Origin of the sequence: Methylophilus sp. (assembly GCF_052173275.1) — a bacterium.
In the GTDB taxonomy this organism is placed as follows: Bacteria; Pseudomonadota; Gammaproteobacteria; order Burkholderiales; family Methylophilaceae; genus Methylophilus.
The window spans coordinates 2,262,730-2,278,880 of sequence record NZ_JBQMUL010000002.1 but is presented as its reverse complement, the minus strand read 5'-3'; the positions used below and the strand labels follow the sequence as shown (position 1 = coordinate 2,278,880).

Here is a 16,151-nt window from a genome sequence, read left to right as displayed (position 1 = left end):
TTTTTATTTGCAGCATACAGTCTTTCTCCAGGAGATCACATCATGAGTTTTCAACAAGGTCTAAGTGGTTTGAACGCAGCTTCCAAACAATTGGAAGTCATTGGTAACAACGTATCCAACGCCAACACCGTCGGTTTTAAACAGTCACGCGCCGAGTTTTCCGATATGTTCGCCGCTTCGCTGATCGGCAGTGGTGCGGCACAAATCGGTATTGGTACCAAGCTGGCCAATGTGGCGCAGCAATTTACGCAAGGCAACATCACTGCGACCAACAATACATTGGATATTGCGATCAACGGCGGCGGTTTCTTCCGTTTGAGCAACAACGGTGCGGTGTCTTATACCCGTAACGGCCAGTTCCAGCTCGATAAAAACGGCTTTATCCAGACCAGTGATGGCAACCGCCTGATGGGTAACCCTGCAGATAGCATGAATGGTTCATCCCCGGTCGAACTGCAAATCGATACCAGCGACTTGAAACCAGTGACGACCACCGAAATCACCGGCCAATTCAACCTGAACTCCGAAAGCCCGATCATCGATCAAACAGTGCGCCCTTTTGATCCGCAAGACCCGCAAAGCTATACCAACGCGACAGCCATTAAAGTCTATGATGACCTTGGCAATGCACATAACATCCAAAGTTATTTCGTGAAAACTGCAGCCAATAGCTGGCGTTTATACACCACTGCTGATGGCACCAATATCACCCCTAACCCTGTTCCGGTCATGAACTTCTCCGGTACCGGTGTGTATGACACTGCGACCTCCACTGTGGGCAACATCACTTTCACACCAACCACAGGTTCAGGCCCGGTCACTGTAGCCATGGATTATTCCAACAGCTCGCAATACGGTGCGACTTTCAGCGTGAACAAGCAAAGTCAGGATGGCTACACTTCTGGCCGTATCGCCAGCTTTAGCGTGGGCGATGACGGTGTGATCCTCGGCCGTTATACCAACAATGAAACCAAGCAACTGGGTCGTGTTGTGCTGGCTAACTTTGCCAACCCCAATGGATTGAAATCTTTGGGTGGTAACCAATGGCAAGCGACTAACGAATCCGGCGCTGAATTGATAGGCTCACCGGGCAGCAGCACCATGGGTGTCTTGCAATCGTCTGCCCTGGAAGACTCTAACGTCGACCTGACTGGCGAGCTGGTGAACATGATCACCGCCCAACGTATTTACCAGGCCAATGCGCAAACGATCAAGACCCAGGATCAGGTCTTACAGACCCTGGTCAACCTGAGATAACGCTTTAACTTGAGCTAGCTAGCGCACTAACTTGAGCTAGCTGGCTTAACCCTGAATCTTAATATTGAATGACTGAGGAGCTGGTATGGATCGCCTGATTTACACTGCAATGACAGGGGCCAAACATATTCTGGAACAACAGGCCACGACTGCCCATAACCTGGCAAACGCGACCACCACCGGCTTTAAGGCACAGGTAGACAGTTTCAGAGCGGTGCCGGTACTCGGCGACGGCCTGCCTACACGCGCTTTTGTCGTGGATGCCACGGTAGGCACCGACTACAAATCGGGTGCTATCCAGCAGACCGGACGTGATCTGGATGTCGCCATCACCGGCGAAGGCTGGATCGCGGTGCAGCGTGCCGATGGTTCCGAAGGTTACACCCGCAACGGTGCATTGAAGATCAATGAGAACGGCCAGCTGCAAACCTCTACCGGACTCAATGTCATGGGCGACGGTGGCCCGATCAGCATTCCGCCTGACTCGGCCATTGCGATAGGCAAAGACGGCACCATTTCAACCGTCAGCAATTTAACCACGCCTAGCCCAAGCACCATCATCGCCAGGATCAAACTGACCAACCCGCCGCCAGCCAGCATGAAGCGTGCTGACGATGGTGTATTTGTCACGGCAAATGGCCAGGCAGCGCCGGCTGACGCCAATGTCACCGTCGCCGGTGGCGCATTGGAGAGCAGCAATGTCAACGTGGTGGAAACCATGGTCAATATGATCAGCCTGGCACGTGGTTTTGAAATGCAAATGAAGATGCTGGAAAACGCTCAAAACAACGCCGGAAAAGCCGATCAACTCTTCAGTTTGAATGGCTAAGGTCTGTATTACTATTTAAGTATGAAAAAGGGGAATACCCGAAGGAGTAAAGCATGATACGTTCATTATGGATTTCAAAAACCGGTCTGGATGCGCAACAAACGCAGATGGATGTGATTTCACATAACCTGGCCAACGTCAGTACCAGCGGCTTCAAAAAATCACGCGCTGTCTTTGAAGACCTGCTCTACCAGAACATCCGCCAGCCTGGCGCGCAATCCTCACAGCAAACCCAGTTACCTAGCGGTTTGCAACTGGGTACCGGCGTTAAACCAGTGGCGACAGAACGTATTTTTACCCAGGGTAACCTGCAACAAACAGATAACAGTAAGGATGTCGCGATCCAGGGCAATGGCTTCTTCCAGATCCTGATGCCGGATGGCAGTACTGCGTATACGCGCGACGGCTCTTTCCAGATGGATAGCCAGGGTCAGCTGGTGACTTCCAGCGGTTTCCCTGTGCAACCTTCGATCACTATTCCTGCCAACGCGCAAACACTGTCGATAGGCCGTGACGGCGTGGTATCGATCACAACCGCGGATTCAACGGCATCGACACAGATCGGCCAAATCCAGCTGGCGACTTTCATTAACCCGACCGGTCTGCAATCAAAAGGTGAAAACCTGTATGTAGAGACTACGGCTTCTGGCAACCCGAATACCAATACGCCAGGCTCCAACGGCGCAGGCTTATTGCAACAGAACTATCTGGAAACATCCAACGTAAACGTTGTCGAAGAACTGGTGAGCATGATTCAAACCCAGCGTGCCTATGAGATCAACAGCAAGGCCATTACAACCTCGGACCAGATGCTGCAAAAACTGTCACAGATGTAATCTTTGTTTGAAGGCTATCATTATTATGAATAGATTGGTTACCAGCTTATTGTTTTGTTTAGCGCTCTCACAGTTGCTGGGCGGCTGCGCAGTCACGCCTTCTACCATCGTACAAAAACCGGAAACACCACGCACCACCCTGGGACGCCCTGACGCACGCACCGAAGGCGCCATTTTCAATACTGCTGGTTATCGCCCTTTGTTTGAAGACCGCAGACCACGTTATGTCGGTGATATCCTGACGGTGCGCATCACCGAAAACACCACGGCCAACAAGGCTTCTGACAATGGCCAGAGCAAGGATGGTTCAGTTGGCGCTTCCATCACCGGCCTGTTTGGTCATAACGTACCCAAATCAGCCTTTAACGCCAGCTCCGGCCTGTCATTCAAAGACAAAGCCAGTGCCGATGCCAGCAATAACTTCAGTGGTTCTGTCACCGCGACCGTGGTCGACGTATTACCTAACGGTTACCTGGTCATCAGTGGCGAAAAACAGATCGGCTTTGATAAAGCCACCGAGTATGTCAGGTTCTCCGGTGTGGTTAACCCGGATACCATCACCCTGGGCAACGAAGTGCTTTCTACCAAAGTGGCCGATACACGTGTCGAGTATAGATCCGCCAGCAAAATGGATGCTGCCGAGGCCTTCTCCATCTTCGCCCGCTTTTTTCTTAGCATGATCCCGTTATAGGAGAGTTGAACATGCCACGCCTGTTTAACACATTCACCCGCACTGCCACGCAGCTACTTAACCTGATACTGGTATCAGGTTTGGTGCTATCCGCGCCATTAGCGCACGCAGAGCGTATCAAAGATATCAGCAATATCCAGGGCGTACGCGCCAACCAGTTGATCGGTTATGGTTTAGTGGTAGGCCTGGATGGCACTGGTGACATGACCACGCAAACACCGTTTACCGTACAAAGTATCATCAGCATGATGAACCAGATGGGCATCACTTTGCCGCCTGGTACCAACCTGCAATTGAAAAACGTGGCTGCCGTCATGGTGACCAGCTCCCTGCCCGCTTTCGCACAACCAGGCCAAACCCTGGATGTGACGGTATCATCCATGGGTAACGCCAAGAGTTTGCGCGGCGGTACTTTACTGATGACACCACTAAAAGGTGCGGATGGACAAATTTATGCCATGGGCCAGGGCAACCTTGTGGTTGGCGGCGTAGGTGCTGCAGCCAATGGCAGTTCTACACAGATCAATCACCTGAGCGTAGGCCGTATTTCAGATGGTGCGACCGTTGAACGCGCCCTGCCCAACACCCTGCTCAACCAGGACCTGGTTAAACTCGAATTGAAAGAAAGTGACTTTTCCACTGCCAATAATGTGGTGGAAGCCATCAACAAGAAATTTGGCGCTATGACTGCACAGGCTGAAAGCGGCCGCGTGATCCAGGTGCGTCCACCGGAAACCATGAGCCGCGTCTCTTTCCTGGCTAACCTGGAAACCATTAACGTGGCACTGGCGGCAACACCTGCCAAGATCATCATGAATGCACGTACCGGTTCAGTCGTCATGAACAAGGCAGTGACACTGGATAGCTGCGCAGTTTCTCATGGCAACCTGTCTGTGGTGGTCAATACTTCACCAGTAATCAGCCAGCCTGGCCCATTCTCGAATGGCCAGACCGTATCCACTGCGATTTCTGAGATCAATATCAATAAGGAACCTGGCAAAGTACTCAAGTTGAACAATGGTGCCAACCTGGCAGATGTGGTGAAAGCGTTGAACTCGATTGGCACCACGCCACAAGATTTGCTGGCGATTCTGCAGGCGATGAAAGCAGCAGGTGCGCTGAACGCCGAGCTAGAGGTCATCTAAGCGAGATCGCCATGCAACCACGTGTCGATCCCAACAGCCTGGCCATTGATGGCAGCGCACTCAACGGCCTGAAGAACGCCAAAAGCGATTCCCCGGAAGCCATCCGTGCCGTCGCCCGCCAGTTTGAAGGCGTGCTGATGAACATGATGCTGAAAAGCATGCGCGACACCGTGCCGCAAGATGGCATCACTGATAATGAACAAAGCAAAATGTTCATGGGCATGCTCGATCAGCAGCTCACTACGCAACTCAGCCAGAAGGGCATGGGCCTGACCGAAGTATTGGTCAGGCAATTGAGCAAATTCAGCCCTAAACCCGCTGAAGAGGCTGACAAGGCAAAAACATCATTGCAAGACACAAAAAACAACCTGGTGAACGGCCTGTCATCAAGCAACCCATCTTCAGGCAAAGCGGTGCTCATGCAAGCCGCTCAAAAAATCCGCGAAGCTTACCAGCAATGGGAAGCGACTACCCCTGACAACACGACAACAGATAATGATACCGCCTGGGCGCGCGGCATCCCTGAATTGCCACCACTAATGGAAGAAGCGCAGGCAAATGTGAAGAATTTCACCTTGCCACAAGCTGCACCGTTAACGACAGCCATGAGTGAAGTCGCCAGCAAAACACAGCAGTTTATCCAGCGTATGCTGCCACATGCACAAGCAGCCAGTAGCGGTTCAGGCATTCCGGCCAAATTCATGATTGGTCAGGCAGCACTTGAAAGCGGCTGGGGAAAACATGAAATCAAGACCACCAACGGCGTGAATAGTCATAACCTGTTCGGCATCAAAGCGGATGCCAGCTGGAAAGGCAAAGTAGCGAATAGTGTCACCACCGAATACGTCAATGGCGTTAAAGAAACACGGGTAGAGAAATTCCGTGCCTATGACAGTTACAGCGATGCATTTAAAGATTATGCCAAGCTGATCTCACAAAACCCGCGCTATGAACAAGCCATGAACAATACCCACGACGCCAGTGCTTATGCGCATGCGCTGCAACGTGCCGGCTACGCCACTGACCCGCAATACGGCAAAAAACTGACCCAGGTGATCAAGAACCTGCAAAGTTAATATTAAAGTAATTTGAAAAACTGCCGTTAGGCTTATTAATTGTAACTTTACATTGGTGTCAACCGTTCTGCAGGACCAAGACACATAAGGGCTTTCACGTATGTCCAACATATTAAATATCGGCAAAAGTGCTTTAAATGCAGCCCAGATCGGGATTTCAACCACTGGGCACAACATTGCTAACGCATCCACCCCTGGCTATACCCGGCAGGTGATCGTGCAATCAGCCTCACAAGCGCAGAACTTTGGCTATGGCTTTGTCGGCCAGGGCACGGACATTACCGCCATTACGCGTGTATACAACGACACCTTAGCCAAACAATTACTGAGTACGACCTCTACCAGCAGCGCCAGCACAGCCTATTACAACAGTATTAATGAAATCAACGGCTTGCTGTCTGATTCCAATGCCGGTCTAAGCCCGGTCATGACCAAGTTTTTCAGCGCAATCAGCGCGGCAGCAGCCAACCCGTCAGATGTCGCCACACGGCAAACCGTCATTTCCTCGGCAAACTCACTGCTGAACCGCTTTTCAGCAGTCAACAGCCGCCTGGATGATATCCGCCAGAGCCTGAATACGCAGGTCTCGGCGAGCGTGAACACCATCAATAGCTATGCTACCCAGATCTCGCAATTGAACCTGGTGATTGACAAGGCGATGAGTACTACCGGCAATCCGCCTAATGACCTGATGGATCAGCGTGATCTCTTGCTTACCAAGCTGAGCGAACAAGTCAAAACGACAGTGGTGAAGCAAAGCAATGGTAACTACGATGTATTTATCGGCAATGGCATGCCTTTGGTGGTCGGTGACGACACTTATCCACTATATGCACAATCGAGCTATACCTCGCCAAACCGGCTTGAGATCGCTTATGGCGATAAAAGCAATCCAAAAATCATTGATAGCGCCACCCTGGCTGGCGGCGCATTGGGCGGCATTCTGGCTTTCAGGAATGAGACGCTGGATACAGTACAAAACCAGATAGGCCAGTTGGCGATCACGCTGGCGACACAGTTCAATGAAATGCAGCAAAATGGTTACGACCTGAACGGTAATGCCGGTGTTGCCATGTTCAACATCCCGCAACCGCAGACCACCAGCAGCACTAATAACGTAGATAAATCCAAACTGGCCAGCGCGACATTTGTGCCGGGACAATCGCAGCAGCTGACCAGTAGCGACTACACGCTGAAATATACCGGTGGTCAATACAATATTATCCGCAACAGCGATAAAACCGTGACCAGTTCGGCGACCCTGCCTGTCACTGTCGATGGTATTGAGTTTAATGTGAATACATCGACACCGGCTGAAGGTGACGAGTACATGATCCGCCCTACCCAGGGTGCGGCGGGCAGAATCACACTGGCATTTGATGATGTTGAAAAACTGGCACTGGCCGAACGCGTGGATGCCAATGGCAACGTGGTCGCTTTTAAAGGCCCGGGTGACAATACCAACGGTTTGCGGCTAGCCAAGCTACAAGACGCAGCAAGTGTGCGTTTGCTGGGCAGTAATGCCAACCGCTCCTACGCGCAGGCGTTTGCCTTGATGGTCAGCGCCGTCGGCACCAAAACCAACGAGATGATGGTCACCAGCAAAGCAGATGCTTCTGCGCTTGAAGGTGCTACCAGCGCGATGCAGTCTGAATCCGGCGTCAACATTGATGAAGAAGCCGCCAACTTGTTGCGCTACCAGCAAGCCTACCAGGCTGCTGGCAAAATGATGCAAATCGCCAGCCAGCTGTTTGATGTTCTGTTGCAGCTTGGCCAGTAATATTCTGAAGGATAGTGAATCATGAGAATCAGCACCAATTCAATTTACCAGACCGGCACCAATCGCCTGATGGATTTGCAGAACGACCTGAGCAAACTCAACGAGCAGATCTCTTCTGGCAAAAAAGTGCGTACCCCGGCAGATGATCCGGTCGCCGCAGCGCGTATTCTCGAACTGACGAACTCCCAGAACCTGAATGACACTTATGCCGCCACGCGCAATGTAGCCAAAACCTCGCTGGAAACCTACGAAACCAATATGACCAGTATTACCAATGTGATACTGGACGCACAGTCATCTCTAGTGGCTGCCGGTAACGGTGCCTACAACGACCAGCAGCGCTTGAATATCGCCAGTGAGCTGCAAGGCCGTCTGGATAGCTTGATCGGTCTGGCGAATACAAAGGATGCACAAGGTAATTATATGTACGCCGGTCACAAGACCAGCACAGTGCCATTTGTCTTGAACACCGTGACAGGTGATATGGATTATCAGGGTGATAGCTCAAAACGCGCCCTGCAAGTGGATGTACAACGGCAGATGCCGGTGACTTACACTGGCAATGAGCTGTTCCAGGCCAATGGCAATGATCTGTTTGCCACCCTGAAAGACATGGTCGCCTTGCTAAAAACACCTATTACCGACGCCACCACCCAAAAAACGTTTAGTGATGGGCTGGCGAGCACCATCACCAAAGTACAGGGCGTGCTGGACCAGGTATTGAACGTACGTGCAGACCTGGGCAGTAAATTGAATGAAGTCGACACCCTGGACGTGACGGGCAGTGACATGGATCTGCAATACACATCCTCCATCTCAAAACTGCAGGATCTGGATTACACCGAAGCACTCTCAGACTTGTCTAAGAGAAGCACGATTCTGGAAGCTGCACAAAAATCCTATGTGCAGACCTCGCAGCTTTCCTTATTCGCATTCATTTAAGACGCTGCTTTCACAAGTGCATCACAATAAAAAAGACCCTGACGGGTCTTTTTTACTTAGTGCTTTTTAACGTACTCTAGATTGCCTAGATTTTCTGGCTACCAAACCTGCAACCATGATCAAACCGCCAAACATCATGCCATAAGTACTTGGTTCTGGTACCGCTGTCACACTTACGTTATCCAACAATGCACCTATGTTATCACCACCACCATTTTGAAAGGCTAAGGTTGTTGCAGTCAGCGTGGTAAATGTAAACGATTTAGCAAGAAAACCATCACCACTAGCTACGGTATAGTTCCAGGTATTTCCACCAAAGCTAACGACAACGTCATTAGAATCGCCTCTTTGGCTTCCAGCCAAGTCAAAATTGATCACATAGCTGCCCGGACCAAAAATAATACTTGTCGCTATTTGACCACCACTATTAGTAGACCCGTCTAAATCAAGATACTTACCTTGAACACCAGAGAACCAGTCATAAGCAGTACCTGCGCCGATGATATCCACCGAACCACTAATGACATTCCAACCACCAAAACTAGCAGCGGCCGGAATTGCTTCGCCATAAGAATTAAAATCATCTGAAAAAACGACTGTTGCTGAGGCTGAACCAATGCCAATGGCATTGATAGCTGCAGCCAAGACTAACGTTGAAAGTACTTTCATCACATCTCCCCGAAAGAATACTACCTAGTGAAATACCAGCAGTCATCTTGCAAACACATCGCTGGTAGTACTGACAGGTGCCCCATTCTTAACTGAGCGATTGCCGAAACGGACTAATGCCTGACAGGTTGACTATATTGACACACATTATATTTGTTTGCTAGTACCCAAATTGACTACTACTGGCATCAGCATACGAGCAGGCTCCAAGCCTCAATAACAGCGCCATTCAGACAGGTTAATCCGGATCGGATAAGGGTTTGCTAAGGGAAGAAAATGCGAAGCAACGTGTGAGTTAAGAGCGCTAGCGTATCACTTGCAGCATCAGTTGCTGCGCATCTATCAGCCAGCGATTCACCGGGTTCACTAATGAAGGCAGGCTTAACAAAGTCATCACCAGGCCAACAGAAATAGTGATGGGAAAGCCGATACCAAAGATATTGAACTGCGGGGCGGCTTTGGTGAGTATGCCCAGCGCCATGTTGGTGATCAACAGGCTGGCCACTACAGGTAATGACAATAACAAGCCCTGCGAAAAGATATGTCCACCCAGTTCGGCGATCACCTGGCTATTCAGTTGCCAGTGATCCAGCAAAATAGGCATGGTTTCAAAACTCTGTAACATCACCGCCACCACAATCAAATGCCCATCCAGGCTCATAAACACCAGCAGCGCCAGCATGGTCACAAATTGCGCCACAGCCATGGTCTGCCCTTCGGTTTGTGGATCATAAAAGCTGGCAAAACCAAGCCCCATGCTCATGCCCATCATAAAACCTGCCAGCTCCACCGCCGTGAACATCAGCCGCATGACAAAGCCCATGCTGATGCCTATGACCACTTGCGCCAGTAATGAAAGCAGGCCTTGCCAGGACATGACATCTATCGCAGGGACTTGTATGGATGGCAGGATCGCCAGCGTAATCACAAAACCTATGCCCAACTTCATGCGGTTGGGAATGGAAGGATGGCTAAATAAGGGGACGACTGAAACACAGGCCAGGATGCGGGTCAACGGCCACAGCAACTGCACTATCCATTGTTGCAGGTCAGAAGCGTGAATGGTCAGCATGGTGTGATGCGATCGCGAGATAATGCGGCGATTAAACGGACAAAAGCTTAATTGACCAGCTGTGGGATCATGCTGAACACATGGTGCATGTAATCTACCAGTGTCATCAGCATCCAGTGACCAGCAAGTAACAGCATCGCCATCACACCCACCAGTTTTGGGATAAAAGACAGGGTTTGTTCGTTGATCTGTGTCGCAGCCTGGAAAATACTGACGATCAGGCCTATCGCCAGTGCAGTGCCTAAAATCGGCGCAGCGACCAACAGGGTGGTCTGCATGGCTTCACTGCCTATGGTTAATACTTGTTCCGGACTCATGGTTGCTCCTTTAATCTTAATCGGTGACAGTGTCAAAACGCATCATTAGTACGTCATCACATGACAAAACTCTGGGCCAATGACCCCAGGATCAGTTGCCAGCCATCCACCAGCACAAACAGCATCAGCTTGAAAGGCAAGGACACAATCGCCGGAGAAACCATCATCATGCCCATGGCCATCAGGATACTGGCTACCACCATATCAATGATCAGGAAGGGAATGTAAATGGCAAAACCAATCTGGAAAGCGGTTTTCAATTCACTGGTCATAAAAGCAGGTACCAGGATGCGCAATGGCACTTCATCCGGTGTATTGATTGCCTGCGTATGCGCCATATTGGCAAACATGGCGAGGTCACTTTCACGGGTTTGTTTGAGCATAAACCCTTTCAGAGGCAAGGCGCCACGATCGAGCGCTTCCTGCATGGTGATTTTGCTTTCAGACAAAGGCTGGTATGCATCGACATAAATTTTGTCGAATACCGGGCCCATGACAAAAAAGGTGATAAACAGGGCCAGCCCGATCAGTATCTGGTTAGACGGGGCTGACTGCGTGCCCAGAGCCTGGCGCAATAAAGACAGCACGATCACGATGCGGGTGAAACCGGTCATCATTAAAATCGCGGCCGGAATAAAGGTCAGCGAAGTCAGCAGGATCAGGGTTTGCAGGCTGAGGGTGTAATCCTGGCCACCGCCTGCCGCTGGGGTGACTGAGCCTATGGATAAGCCCTCTGCCGCCCAGGAATGCGCTGGCCAAAGCCAGATCAACCCGACCAGCAAGGGAAATAAAATGAATTTCAACACAGAGATTACACGCATTTATCAGCACACCCGGAGTTTAGTCATGCCGCCAATACCGGGCATGATTCAAAAGATGTAGATAGTGTACGCTGGACCAACCTGTTTCAAAGGTTGGAAATGAGCGACTCAAGGCTTGTTTTTGAAGGATTTGACCGTGTGTTGCATGGCTTGCTGTAATCGGACGGCGAAAGAAGCTTGCGGATCAACAGGCGAAGTTGCTGAAGAATGACTTTGATGTTCTGTCACAGTATTTGTCGCTAATGGCGTCACTTCGCCCAGTGCTGTCATTTGCCCCTGGCCGACACCAACTACCAGCCAGCGCCCTGCCACTTCCAGCACGACAACGCGCTCACGTGGCCCCAGCTGCACTCCGCCGACCTGTTTGATGACACCAGAATGCGACAAGCCCTGCCCTGGTAACACACGCCTTAATACCCAGGCAATGGCAGCAATCACCAGCAAGACAATGACGGTGCCGAATACCATACGGCCTAGGCTATCGCTGGCCGAAGGCGGTGGCACGGCTTTCACGGCTTCAGCTGAAAAGGCCAAGGCAGGCCAGCACAGGCTCACCGTGATAAATGCTGCTAGTTTGTAATACTTCATGTGTGCGTGGATTAACGATTCAATTTACGGATACGCTCGGCCGGGGTGATGATATCTGTCAGGCGGATACCAAACTTGTCATTCACCACCACTACTTCACCCTGGGCGATCAGGCAGCCATTCACCAGCACATCCATCGGTTCACCTGCCATGCCATCCAGCTCGACTACCGAGCCTTGTGCCAATTGCAGCAAGTTCTTGATAGAGATTTTGGTGCGGCCTAATTCTACCGTCAGTTGTACCGGAATATCCAGAATGAAATCAATATCATTCTGCGTGCCTTCCAGTTTATTGTTGGCGCTAAACTCGTTAAACACGGCTGTTTTACTGGTTTGCTCCTGCAGTGCTGAAGACTCGGCTTGCGTTTGCTCAGCCAATGCAGCCCCCCAGTCGTCTTCGGCGATGGTTTGCACATCACCGGTATCAGACACACCCATCGCAGCCATCGCCGCTTCCATATCATCATCAGCACTGTTACCAGTGGCGGGATCCATAGCCATTATGACTCTCCTTGCAATTGCTCTTGACTACCGTCAGCGCGAATTAATTTTTCAACTTTGAGGGCGTACTGCCCGTTAAATACCCCGTAGCGACATTCCATCACCGGGATATTATCAATCTGTCCTTCAATGGTGTCACTGATACTAATAGGAATCACATCGCCTGCTTTCAATTCAAGTAAATCTGCGACCGTCATCCTGCGCGTCGCCAGGTTGGCAACAATCTCAACTTCTGCCGCCTGGATCTGTTGCGTCATCATTTTGACCCAACGTTTGTCACCACCCAGGTTTTCACCCTGCAATGGCGAAGTCAGCAGATCTTTAATCGGCTCGACCATGGAATATGGCACGCAGAAATGCATTTCACCACTGTTCGGGCCCAGCTCGATATTAAATGTGATGGCTACTACCACCTCATTCGGCGTTGCAATATTGGCAAATTGCGTATTCATTTCTGAACGCAAATATTCAAATTGCACCGGGTAAACAGGCGCCCAGGCTTTGGCATAAGAATCAAACATCAAAGTCAGGATGCGCTGGATAATACGTTGTTCGGTCTGTGTAAAGTCGCGGCCTTCTACCCGGGTATGAAAGCGGCCATCGCCGCCAAACATATTATCGACCACCAGAAACACCAGTGTCGGGTCCAGTACCATCACGCCAGTGCCACGCAAAGGGCTCATATGGATCAGGTTTAAATTGGTAGGTACCACCAGGTTACGGATAAAGTCGGTGTACTTGATGATCCTGACCGGGCCGACTGATACTTCGACAGTACGGCGCAAAAAGTTAAACAACTCAACGCGCAACAGTCGTGCAAAACGCTCATTGATGATTTCCAGCGTCGCCATCCGGCCACGCACAATCCGTTCCTGCGTCGCCAGGTTGTAGTTGCGGATACTGGACTCGTCTGTATCCGACGCGTCACTATCGTCATCGCCCTCAACACCTTTGAGGAGCGCGTCAATTTCATCCTGTGATAGAAACTTGTCAGCTGACATGGTTACTCGCTATAAAACTGGTCTTAAAACGGCGGCTTAAACTTACTGGATCACAAAAGAAGTGAACAGTACCTGCGTTACCTTGAGTGGCTTGCCACTGGCGGTTAACGGTTTTTTCAATTCTGCCAGCAACTCTGCGCTTAATTGCGTTTTGCCTTCAGGCGTTGATATATCCGTGGCCTTTTTGCTGGTCAGCAATAACAGGATGCGGTTACGTAACACCGGCATCTGTGTTTTGAATTTTTCGGCCAGCTCGGCGCCTTTGACCTCTACGGTCAGGTCCAGCTGTAAAAACTTGTCATCAGGGTCTGGCAACAGATTGATGGTAAATGTTTCAAATTGCACATAAGTTAAAGCGGTTTTAGGGTCAGCGTGGCCTTCAGCCTCGGCTTCTTCTTCATGCTCGCCGGCTTCTGCTTCAGCCTCCTCACCTTCATGGGCAGCTTTAGCTTTGGCATGGTGCGGATCTTCTTTTTTCTGCATCAAAAAGAAAGCAGCACCGCCACCAACGGCAGCCAATGCCAGTACGATGGCAAGAATAACGATCAATTTTTTCTTGGACTTGGGTGCTGCTACTGCAGCTTCCGCTTTAGCGGGTTCTTGAGCCATTGCACAAAACCTTTCATGTGAACTTCAAAATAGCGTGAGAGTTTGTGACATTATGCCCATGGCGAGGGCTGAGAGATTGCTGAATAAAAGGGTGAATTCGGTGCTTAATCAGACTTTGTGCAACGCCAGCCACCAGGCTGGCGCGCTCATCAGGTGTAATGTGATCAGGCGAAGGTATCCACCAGGCCGCGTGCGACTCTGGTTTTTACCGCGGTTTGTGGGGCTGCAGCGGTTTCAGCTTCGGCAGAAGATGCTGCCGCCCTGCCGTTACCTTTGGCGGATTGTTGTTCAAAATGCTGTTCTGCCTGCTGGCCATTGCCGACAAAGGTATTACCCAGTTCCAGGCCTTGTGACTGCATACGGTCACGCAAATCCTGCAAACCATCTTCCAGTGCCTGGCGCACTAATGGGTTGTCGGTAATAAAACTGGTGTTCACTGACTGGTTGTCCACTTTCAATACGACCTGGATAGGTCCCAGATCTGGTGGTGACAACGTCAGGCTGGCCACATCATCGCCACTACCTGCCATGTTCAGCACATGCTGGTTTATCGCGGTTTGCCAGCGCTCATTGCCAAACGGAGTCGCTACTTGCGACATCATGACATTTGAAGTCTGCGACACGCCAGCCGCATTCAACCATGCGCTATTAGGCAAGGCCTGTGCCGCAGGCAGCGTGACGGTATTAGAAGTTTCAGACTGGATATCAATATTACCAGCCCTATCAACGGCTTTTTCAGTGGCTATGGTTTCCTGCACGGCTTCTGCAACCGATTTTGCGATGCCCAGGGTTTCAGAGAAATGCGCAGGTTTTTCAGCCGCCGGGCTTTCAGAGCTTATGCCGGTTGTTTTAGCCTCAGGGCTTACGCCTGCAGCCACATTGGTCGTCAGGGGGTTACCTGCTTGTTCGGGGGCAACTGTCGCTGATGCATCCAATAATAGTTCAGCAGATGGCAACGCTGTTTCATCAACCGTACTGGTGAATGCCGCCTGGTCACCAGTCGTGTTCTGAGCTGAAGGCTGGCGCATCGCCAGCATGGTTTGCATCCACGGCGTGAGACCTACCTCGGCTGGATCAGTGGCTTCCAGATTGGTGATCAGGCGTTTTTTGATATTCAGCGGCGTTTCATCCAGGGCAACAGTTTCTGTTGTCGCGGCTTTATCTTCGACAGTGGTGTTTTCAGCAGCCGGCTTGTCAGTTGCTTTCTGATCACCTGCTTTTGCAGAAGTCGTTTTCGCCGGCTCTTTAGAGACAGGCTGCTCTTTATTGGATTCGTTTTTGGCTAACTTGGCTGCTTCTTGCGCTGATTGCGCATGCATGGTCTCTTTCGCCGGCGGATTATTCTTGGCAACCGCGGGCGTCGCAGGGTTGCTGGCAGGTTTATTGGCCTGCTGCAATTGTTTACGTAAAGCCTGCGCGAACTCATCCGACTGATTCGCCTGAATTTCCTGCACTGGCGTATTGCTGGATGCTTTTTTAGCGGCATCCGCCGCACCCATGTTTAACAAGCTTGCAGAATTTAAAAATGCCATTTCATTCTCCCGTACGATGCAAGGTTACATAGTCGTGCGTTTGGCACGGCTGGCAAACTCATCCATCATTTTCTGATCACGCTTGCGCTCGACTTTCTCATGCAATGAGTTTGCACGCGATATCAGCACTTCATACGACTTTTGTTTACGCTGTTTTTCCTGCAGCATCTGTTGCCGCTGCAGAACAACTGACTGTAATTGTTCGATTTGAGCATTTTGACTCTGCACAGCAGTTTCCAATTGCGAGAAAAAGCCCTGAAAATTGCGGTATAAATCTGCTTTGAGTCCTTTTTGCACCACGTTTTGCCACTGTTGCTCATACTCTTGCTGATATTGCCCCAGCAAAGACTTCTGCTGCTGGCCTTGTTCCAGCTGCTTCATGGCCTGCGCCAGCGCTTGCATGGCAAGCTCTACTTCATCGCCAGCTAACTGGCTCAGCAGAGTTAAGGTCTGTGTCGATTGTGTCGCCATATTTCTTGTTCAATC

18 protein-coding genes are annotated in these 16,151 nt (G+C 50.7%); 8 read left to right on the top strand and 10 right to left on the bottom strand.

All coding sequences use genetic code 11. From position 1 onward, the window contains the following. The first annotated feature begins 42 nt into the window (after positions 1-42). The 8 genes from flgE (at position 43) to flgL (ending at position 8,556) form a co-directional block, all read left to right on the top strand. Positions 43-1,257: a flagellar hook protein FlgE gene (flgE, locus tag ACTS9Y_RS12125; protein WP_442586182.1), complete on the top strand. Its 1,215-nt coding sequence runs from the start codon at positions 43-45 to the stop codon at positions 1,255-1,257. Between the two features lie 85 nt (positions 1,258-1,342). Further along, positions 1,343-2,086: a flagellar basal-body rod protein FlgF gene (gene flgF / locus ACTS9Y_RS12120; protein ID WP_442586181.1), complete on the top strand. Its 744-nt coding sequence runs from the start codon at positions 1,343-1,345 to the stop codon at positions 2,084-2,086. A 53-nt stretch (positions 2,087-2,139) separates the two neighbouring features. Next, positions 2,140-2,922, top strand: a complete 783-nt coding sequence (flgG, locus tag ACTS9Y_RS12115; protein ID WP_379055212.1) for a flagellar basal-body rod protein FlgG — start codon at positions 2,140-2,142, stop codon at positions 2,920-2,922. Positions 2,923-2,947: 25 nt separating this feature from the next. After that, the gene (locus tag ACTS9Y_RS12110) at positions 2,948-3,613 is read left to right on the top strand and encodes a flagellar basal body L-ring protein FlgH (protein ID WP_442586180.1); all 666 of its coding nucleotides are present in this window, start codon (positions 2,948-2,950) and stop codon (positions 3,611-3,613) included. Between the two features lie 11 nt (positions 3,614-3,624). Then, positions 3,625-4,758 carry a flagellar basal body P-ring protein FlgI gene (locus tag ACTS9Y_RS12105; RefSeq protein WP_442586179.1) on the top strand — a complete coding sequence of 378 codons (1,134 nt, stop codon included), beginning with the start codon at positions 3,625-3,627 and terminating at the stop codon, positions 4,756-4,758. Positions 4,759-4,769: 11 nt separating this feature from the next. Beyond that, positions 4,770-5,834 (top strand): flagellar assembly peptidoglycan hydrolase FlgJ, encoded by a 1,065-nt coding sequence (gene flgJ / locus ACTS9Y_RS12100; protein ID WP_442586178.1) that lies wholly within the window; start codon positions 4,770-4,772, stop codon positions 5,832-5,834. 100 nt (positions 5,835-5,934) lie between these two features. Further along, on the top strand, positions 5,935-7,614 hold the full coding sequence (gene flgK / locus ACTS9Y_RS12095) for a flagellar hook-associated protein FlgK (RefSeq protein ID WP_442586177.1): 1,680 nt from the start codon (positions 5,935-5,937) through the stop codon (positions 7,612-7,614). Positions 7,615-7,635: 21 nt separating this feature from the next. Continuing rightward, positions 7,636-8,556, top strand: a complete 921-nt coding sequence (gene flgL, locus ACTS9Y_RS12090) for a flagellar hook-associated protein FlgL (protein ID WP_442586176.1) — start codon at positions 7,636-7,638, stop codon at positions 8,554-8,556. 66 nt (positions 8,557-8,622) lie between these two features. Here the strand turns inward: flgL and ACTS9Y_RS12085 are convergent, their stop codons facing one another. The 10 genes from ACTS9Y_RS12085 to fliJ all read right to left on the bottom strand — a co-directional run bounded on the left by ACTS9Y_RS12085 (position 8,623) and on the right by fliJ (position 16,136). Continuing rightward, on the bottom strand, positions 8,623-9,225 hold the full coding sequence (locus ACTS9Y_RS12085) for a PEP-CTERM sorting domain-containing protein (protein WP_442586175.1): 603 nt from the start codon (positions 9,223-9,225) through the stop codon (positions 8,623-8,625). 304 nt (positions 9,226-9,529) lie between these two features. After that, positions 9,530-10,297 (bottom strand): flagellar biosynthetic protein FliR, encoded by a 768-nt coding sequence (gene fliR, locus ACTS9Y_RS12080; protein WP_442586174.1) that lies wholly within the window; start codon positions 10,295-10,297, stop codon positions 9,530-9,532. 47 nt (positions 10,298-10,344) lie between these two features. Next, complete coding sequence (gene fliQ, locus ACTS9Y_RS12075) at positions 10,345-10,614, bottom strand: flagellar biosynthesis protein FliQ (protein ID WP_442586173.1); 270 nt, start codon at positions 10,612-10,614, stop codon at positions 10,345-10,347. Between the two features lie 56 nt (positions 10,615-10,670). Beyond that, positions 10,671-11,435 (bottom strand): flagellar type III secretion system pore protein FliP, encoded by a 765-nt coding sequence (gene fliP / locus ACTS9Y_RS12070; RefSeq protein WP_442586172.1) that lies wholly within the window; start codon positions 11,433-11,435, stop codon positions 10,671-10,673. Between the two features lie 108 nt (positions 11,436-11,543). Then, entirely contained in the window at positions 11,544-12,023 is a 480-nt protein-coding gene (gene fliO, locus ACTS9Y_RS12065) for a flagellar biosynthetic protein FliO (protein WP_442586171.1), read from the bottom strand. An 11-nt stretch (positions 12,024-12,034) separates the two neighbouring features. Beyond that, the gene (fliN, locus tag ACTS9Y_RS12060) at positions 12,035-12,523 is read right to left on the bottom strand and encodes a flagellar motor switch protein FliN (protein ID WP_442586170.1); all 489 of its coding nucleotides are present in this window, start codon (positions 12,521-12,523) and stop codon (positions 12,035-12,037) included. Continuing rightward, positions 12,523-13,524: a flagellar motor switch protein FliM gene (gene fliM / locus ACTS9Y_RS12055; RefSeq protein ID WP_442586169.1), complete on the bottom strand. Its 1,002-nt coding sequence runs from the start codon at positions 13,522-13,524 to the stop codon at positions 12,523-12,525. The genes fliN and fliM overlap by 1 nt, the downstream gene beginning before the upstream one ends. Positions 13,525-13,566: 42 nt before the next feature. Continuing rightward, a complete protein-coding gene (locus ACTS9Y_RS12050; protein WP_442586168.1) occupies positions 13,567-14,133 on the bottom strand; it encodes a flagellar basal body-associated FliL family protein in 567 nt (188 codons plus the stop codon). A 164-nt stretch (positions 14,134-14,297) separates the two neighbouring features. Continuing rightward, positions 14,298-15,665 carry a flagellar hook-length control protein FliK gene (locus tag ACTS9Y_RS12045; protein ID WP_442586167.1) on the bottom strand — a complete coding sequence of 456 codons (1,368 nt, stop codon included), beginning with the start codon at positions 15,663-15,665 and terminating at the stop codon, positions 14,298-14,300. Between the two features lie 24 nt (positions 15,666-15,689). Then, the gene (gene fliJ / locus ACTS9Y_RS12040) at positions 15,690-16,136 is read right to left on the bottom strand and encodes a flagellar export protein FliJ (protein WP_442586166.1); all 447 of its coding nucleotides are present in this window, start codon (positions 16,134-16,136) and stop codon (positions 15,690-15,692) included. Positions 16,137-16,151 lie beyond the last annotated feature (15 nt).

Bases quoted from the DNA above. Each gene is read 5' to 3' on its own strand.
- flgE (WP_442586182.1), top strand. From the start codon at position 43: ATGAGTTTTCAACAAGGTCTAAGTGGTTTGAACGCAGCTTCCAAACAA.
- flgF (WP_442586181.1), top strand. From the start codon at position 1,343: ATGGATCGCCTGATTTACACTGCAATGACAGGGGCCAAACATATTCTG.
- flgG (WP_379055212.1), top strand. From the start codon at position 2,140: ATGATACGTTCATTATGGATTTCAAAAACCGGTCTGGATGCGCAACAA.
- ACTS9Y_RS12110 (WP_442586180.1), top strand. From the start codon at position 2,948: ATGAATAGATTGGTTACCAGCTTATTGTTTTGTTTAGCGCTCTCACAG.
- ACTS9Y_RS12105 (WP_442586179.1), top strand. From the start codon at position 3,625: ATGCCACGCCTGTTTAACACATTCACCCGCACTGCCACGCAGCTACTT.
- flgJ (WP_442586178.1), top strand. From the start codon at position 4,770: ATGCAACCACGTGTCGATCCCAACAGCCTGGCCATTGATGGCAGCGCA.
- flgK (WP_442586177.1), top strand. From the start codon at position 5,935: ATGTCCAACATATTAAATATCGGCAAAAGTGCTTTAAATGCAGCCCAG.
- flgL (WP_442586176.1), top strand. From the start codon at position 7,636: ATGAGAATCAGCACCAATTCAATTTACCAGACCGGCACCAATCGCCTG.
- ACTS9Y_RS12085 (WP_442586175.1), bottom strand. From the start codon at position 9,225: ATGAAAGTACTTTCAACGTTAGTCTTGGCTGCAGCTATCAATGCCATT.
- fliR (WP_442586174.1), bottom strand. From the start codon at position 10,297: ATGCTGACCATTCACGCTTCTGACCTGCAACAATGGATAGTGCAGTTG.
- fliQ (WP_442586173.1), bottom strand. From the start codon at position 10,614: ATGAGTCCGGAACAAGTATTAACCATAGGCAGTGAAGCCATGCAGACC.
- fliP (WP_442586172.1), bottom strand. From the start codon at position 11,435: ATGCGTGTAATCTCTGTGTTGAAATTCATTTTATTTCCCTTGCTGGTC.
- fliO (WP_442586171.1), bottom strand. From the start codon at position 12,023: ATGAAGTATTACAAACTAGCAGCATTTATCACGGTGAGCCTGTGCTGG.
- fliN (WP_442586170.1), bottom strand. From the start codon at position 12,523: ATGGCTATGGATCCCGCCACTGGTAACAGTGCTGATGATGATATGGAA.
- fliM (WP_442586169.1), bottom strand. From the start codon at position 13,524: ATGTCAGCTGACAAGTTTCTATCACAGGATGAAATTGACGCGCTCCTC.
- ACTS9Y_RS12050 (WP_442586168.1), bottom strand. From the start codon at position 14,133: ATGGCTCAAGAACCCGCTAAAGCGGAAGCTGCAGTAGCAGCACCCAAG.
- ACTS9Y_RS12045 (WP_442586167.1), bottom strand. From the start codon at position 15,665: ATGGCATTTTTAAATTCTGCAAGCTTGTTAAACATGGGTGCGGCGGAT.
- fliJ (WP_442586166.1), bottom strand. From the start codon at position 16,136: ATGGCGACACAATCGACACAGACCTTAACTCTGCTGAGCCAGTTAGCT.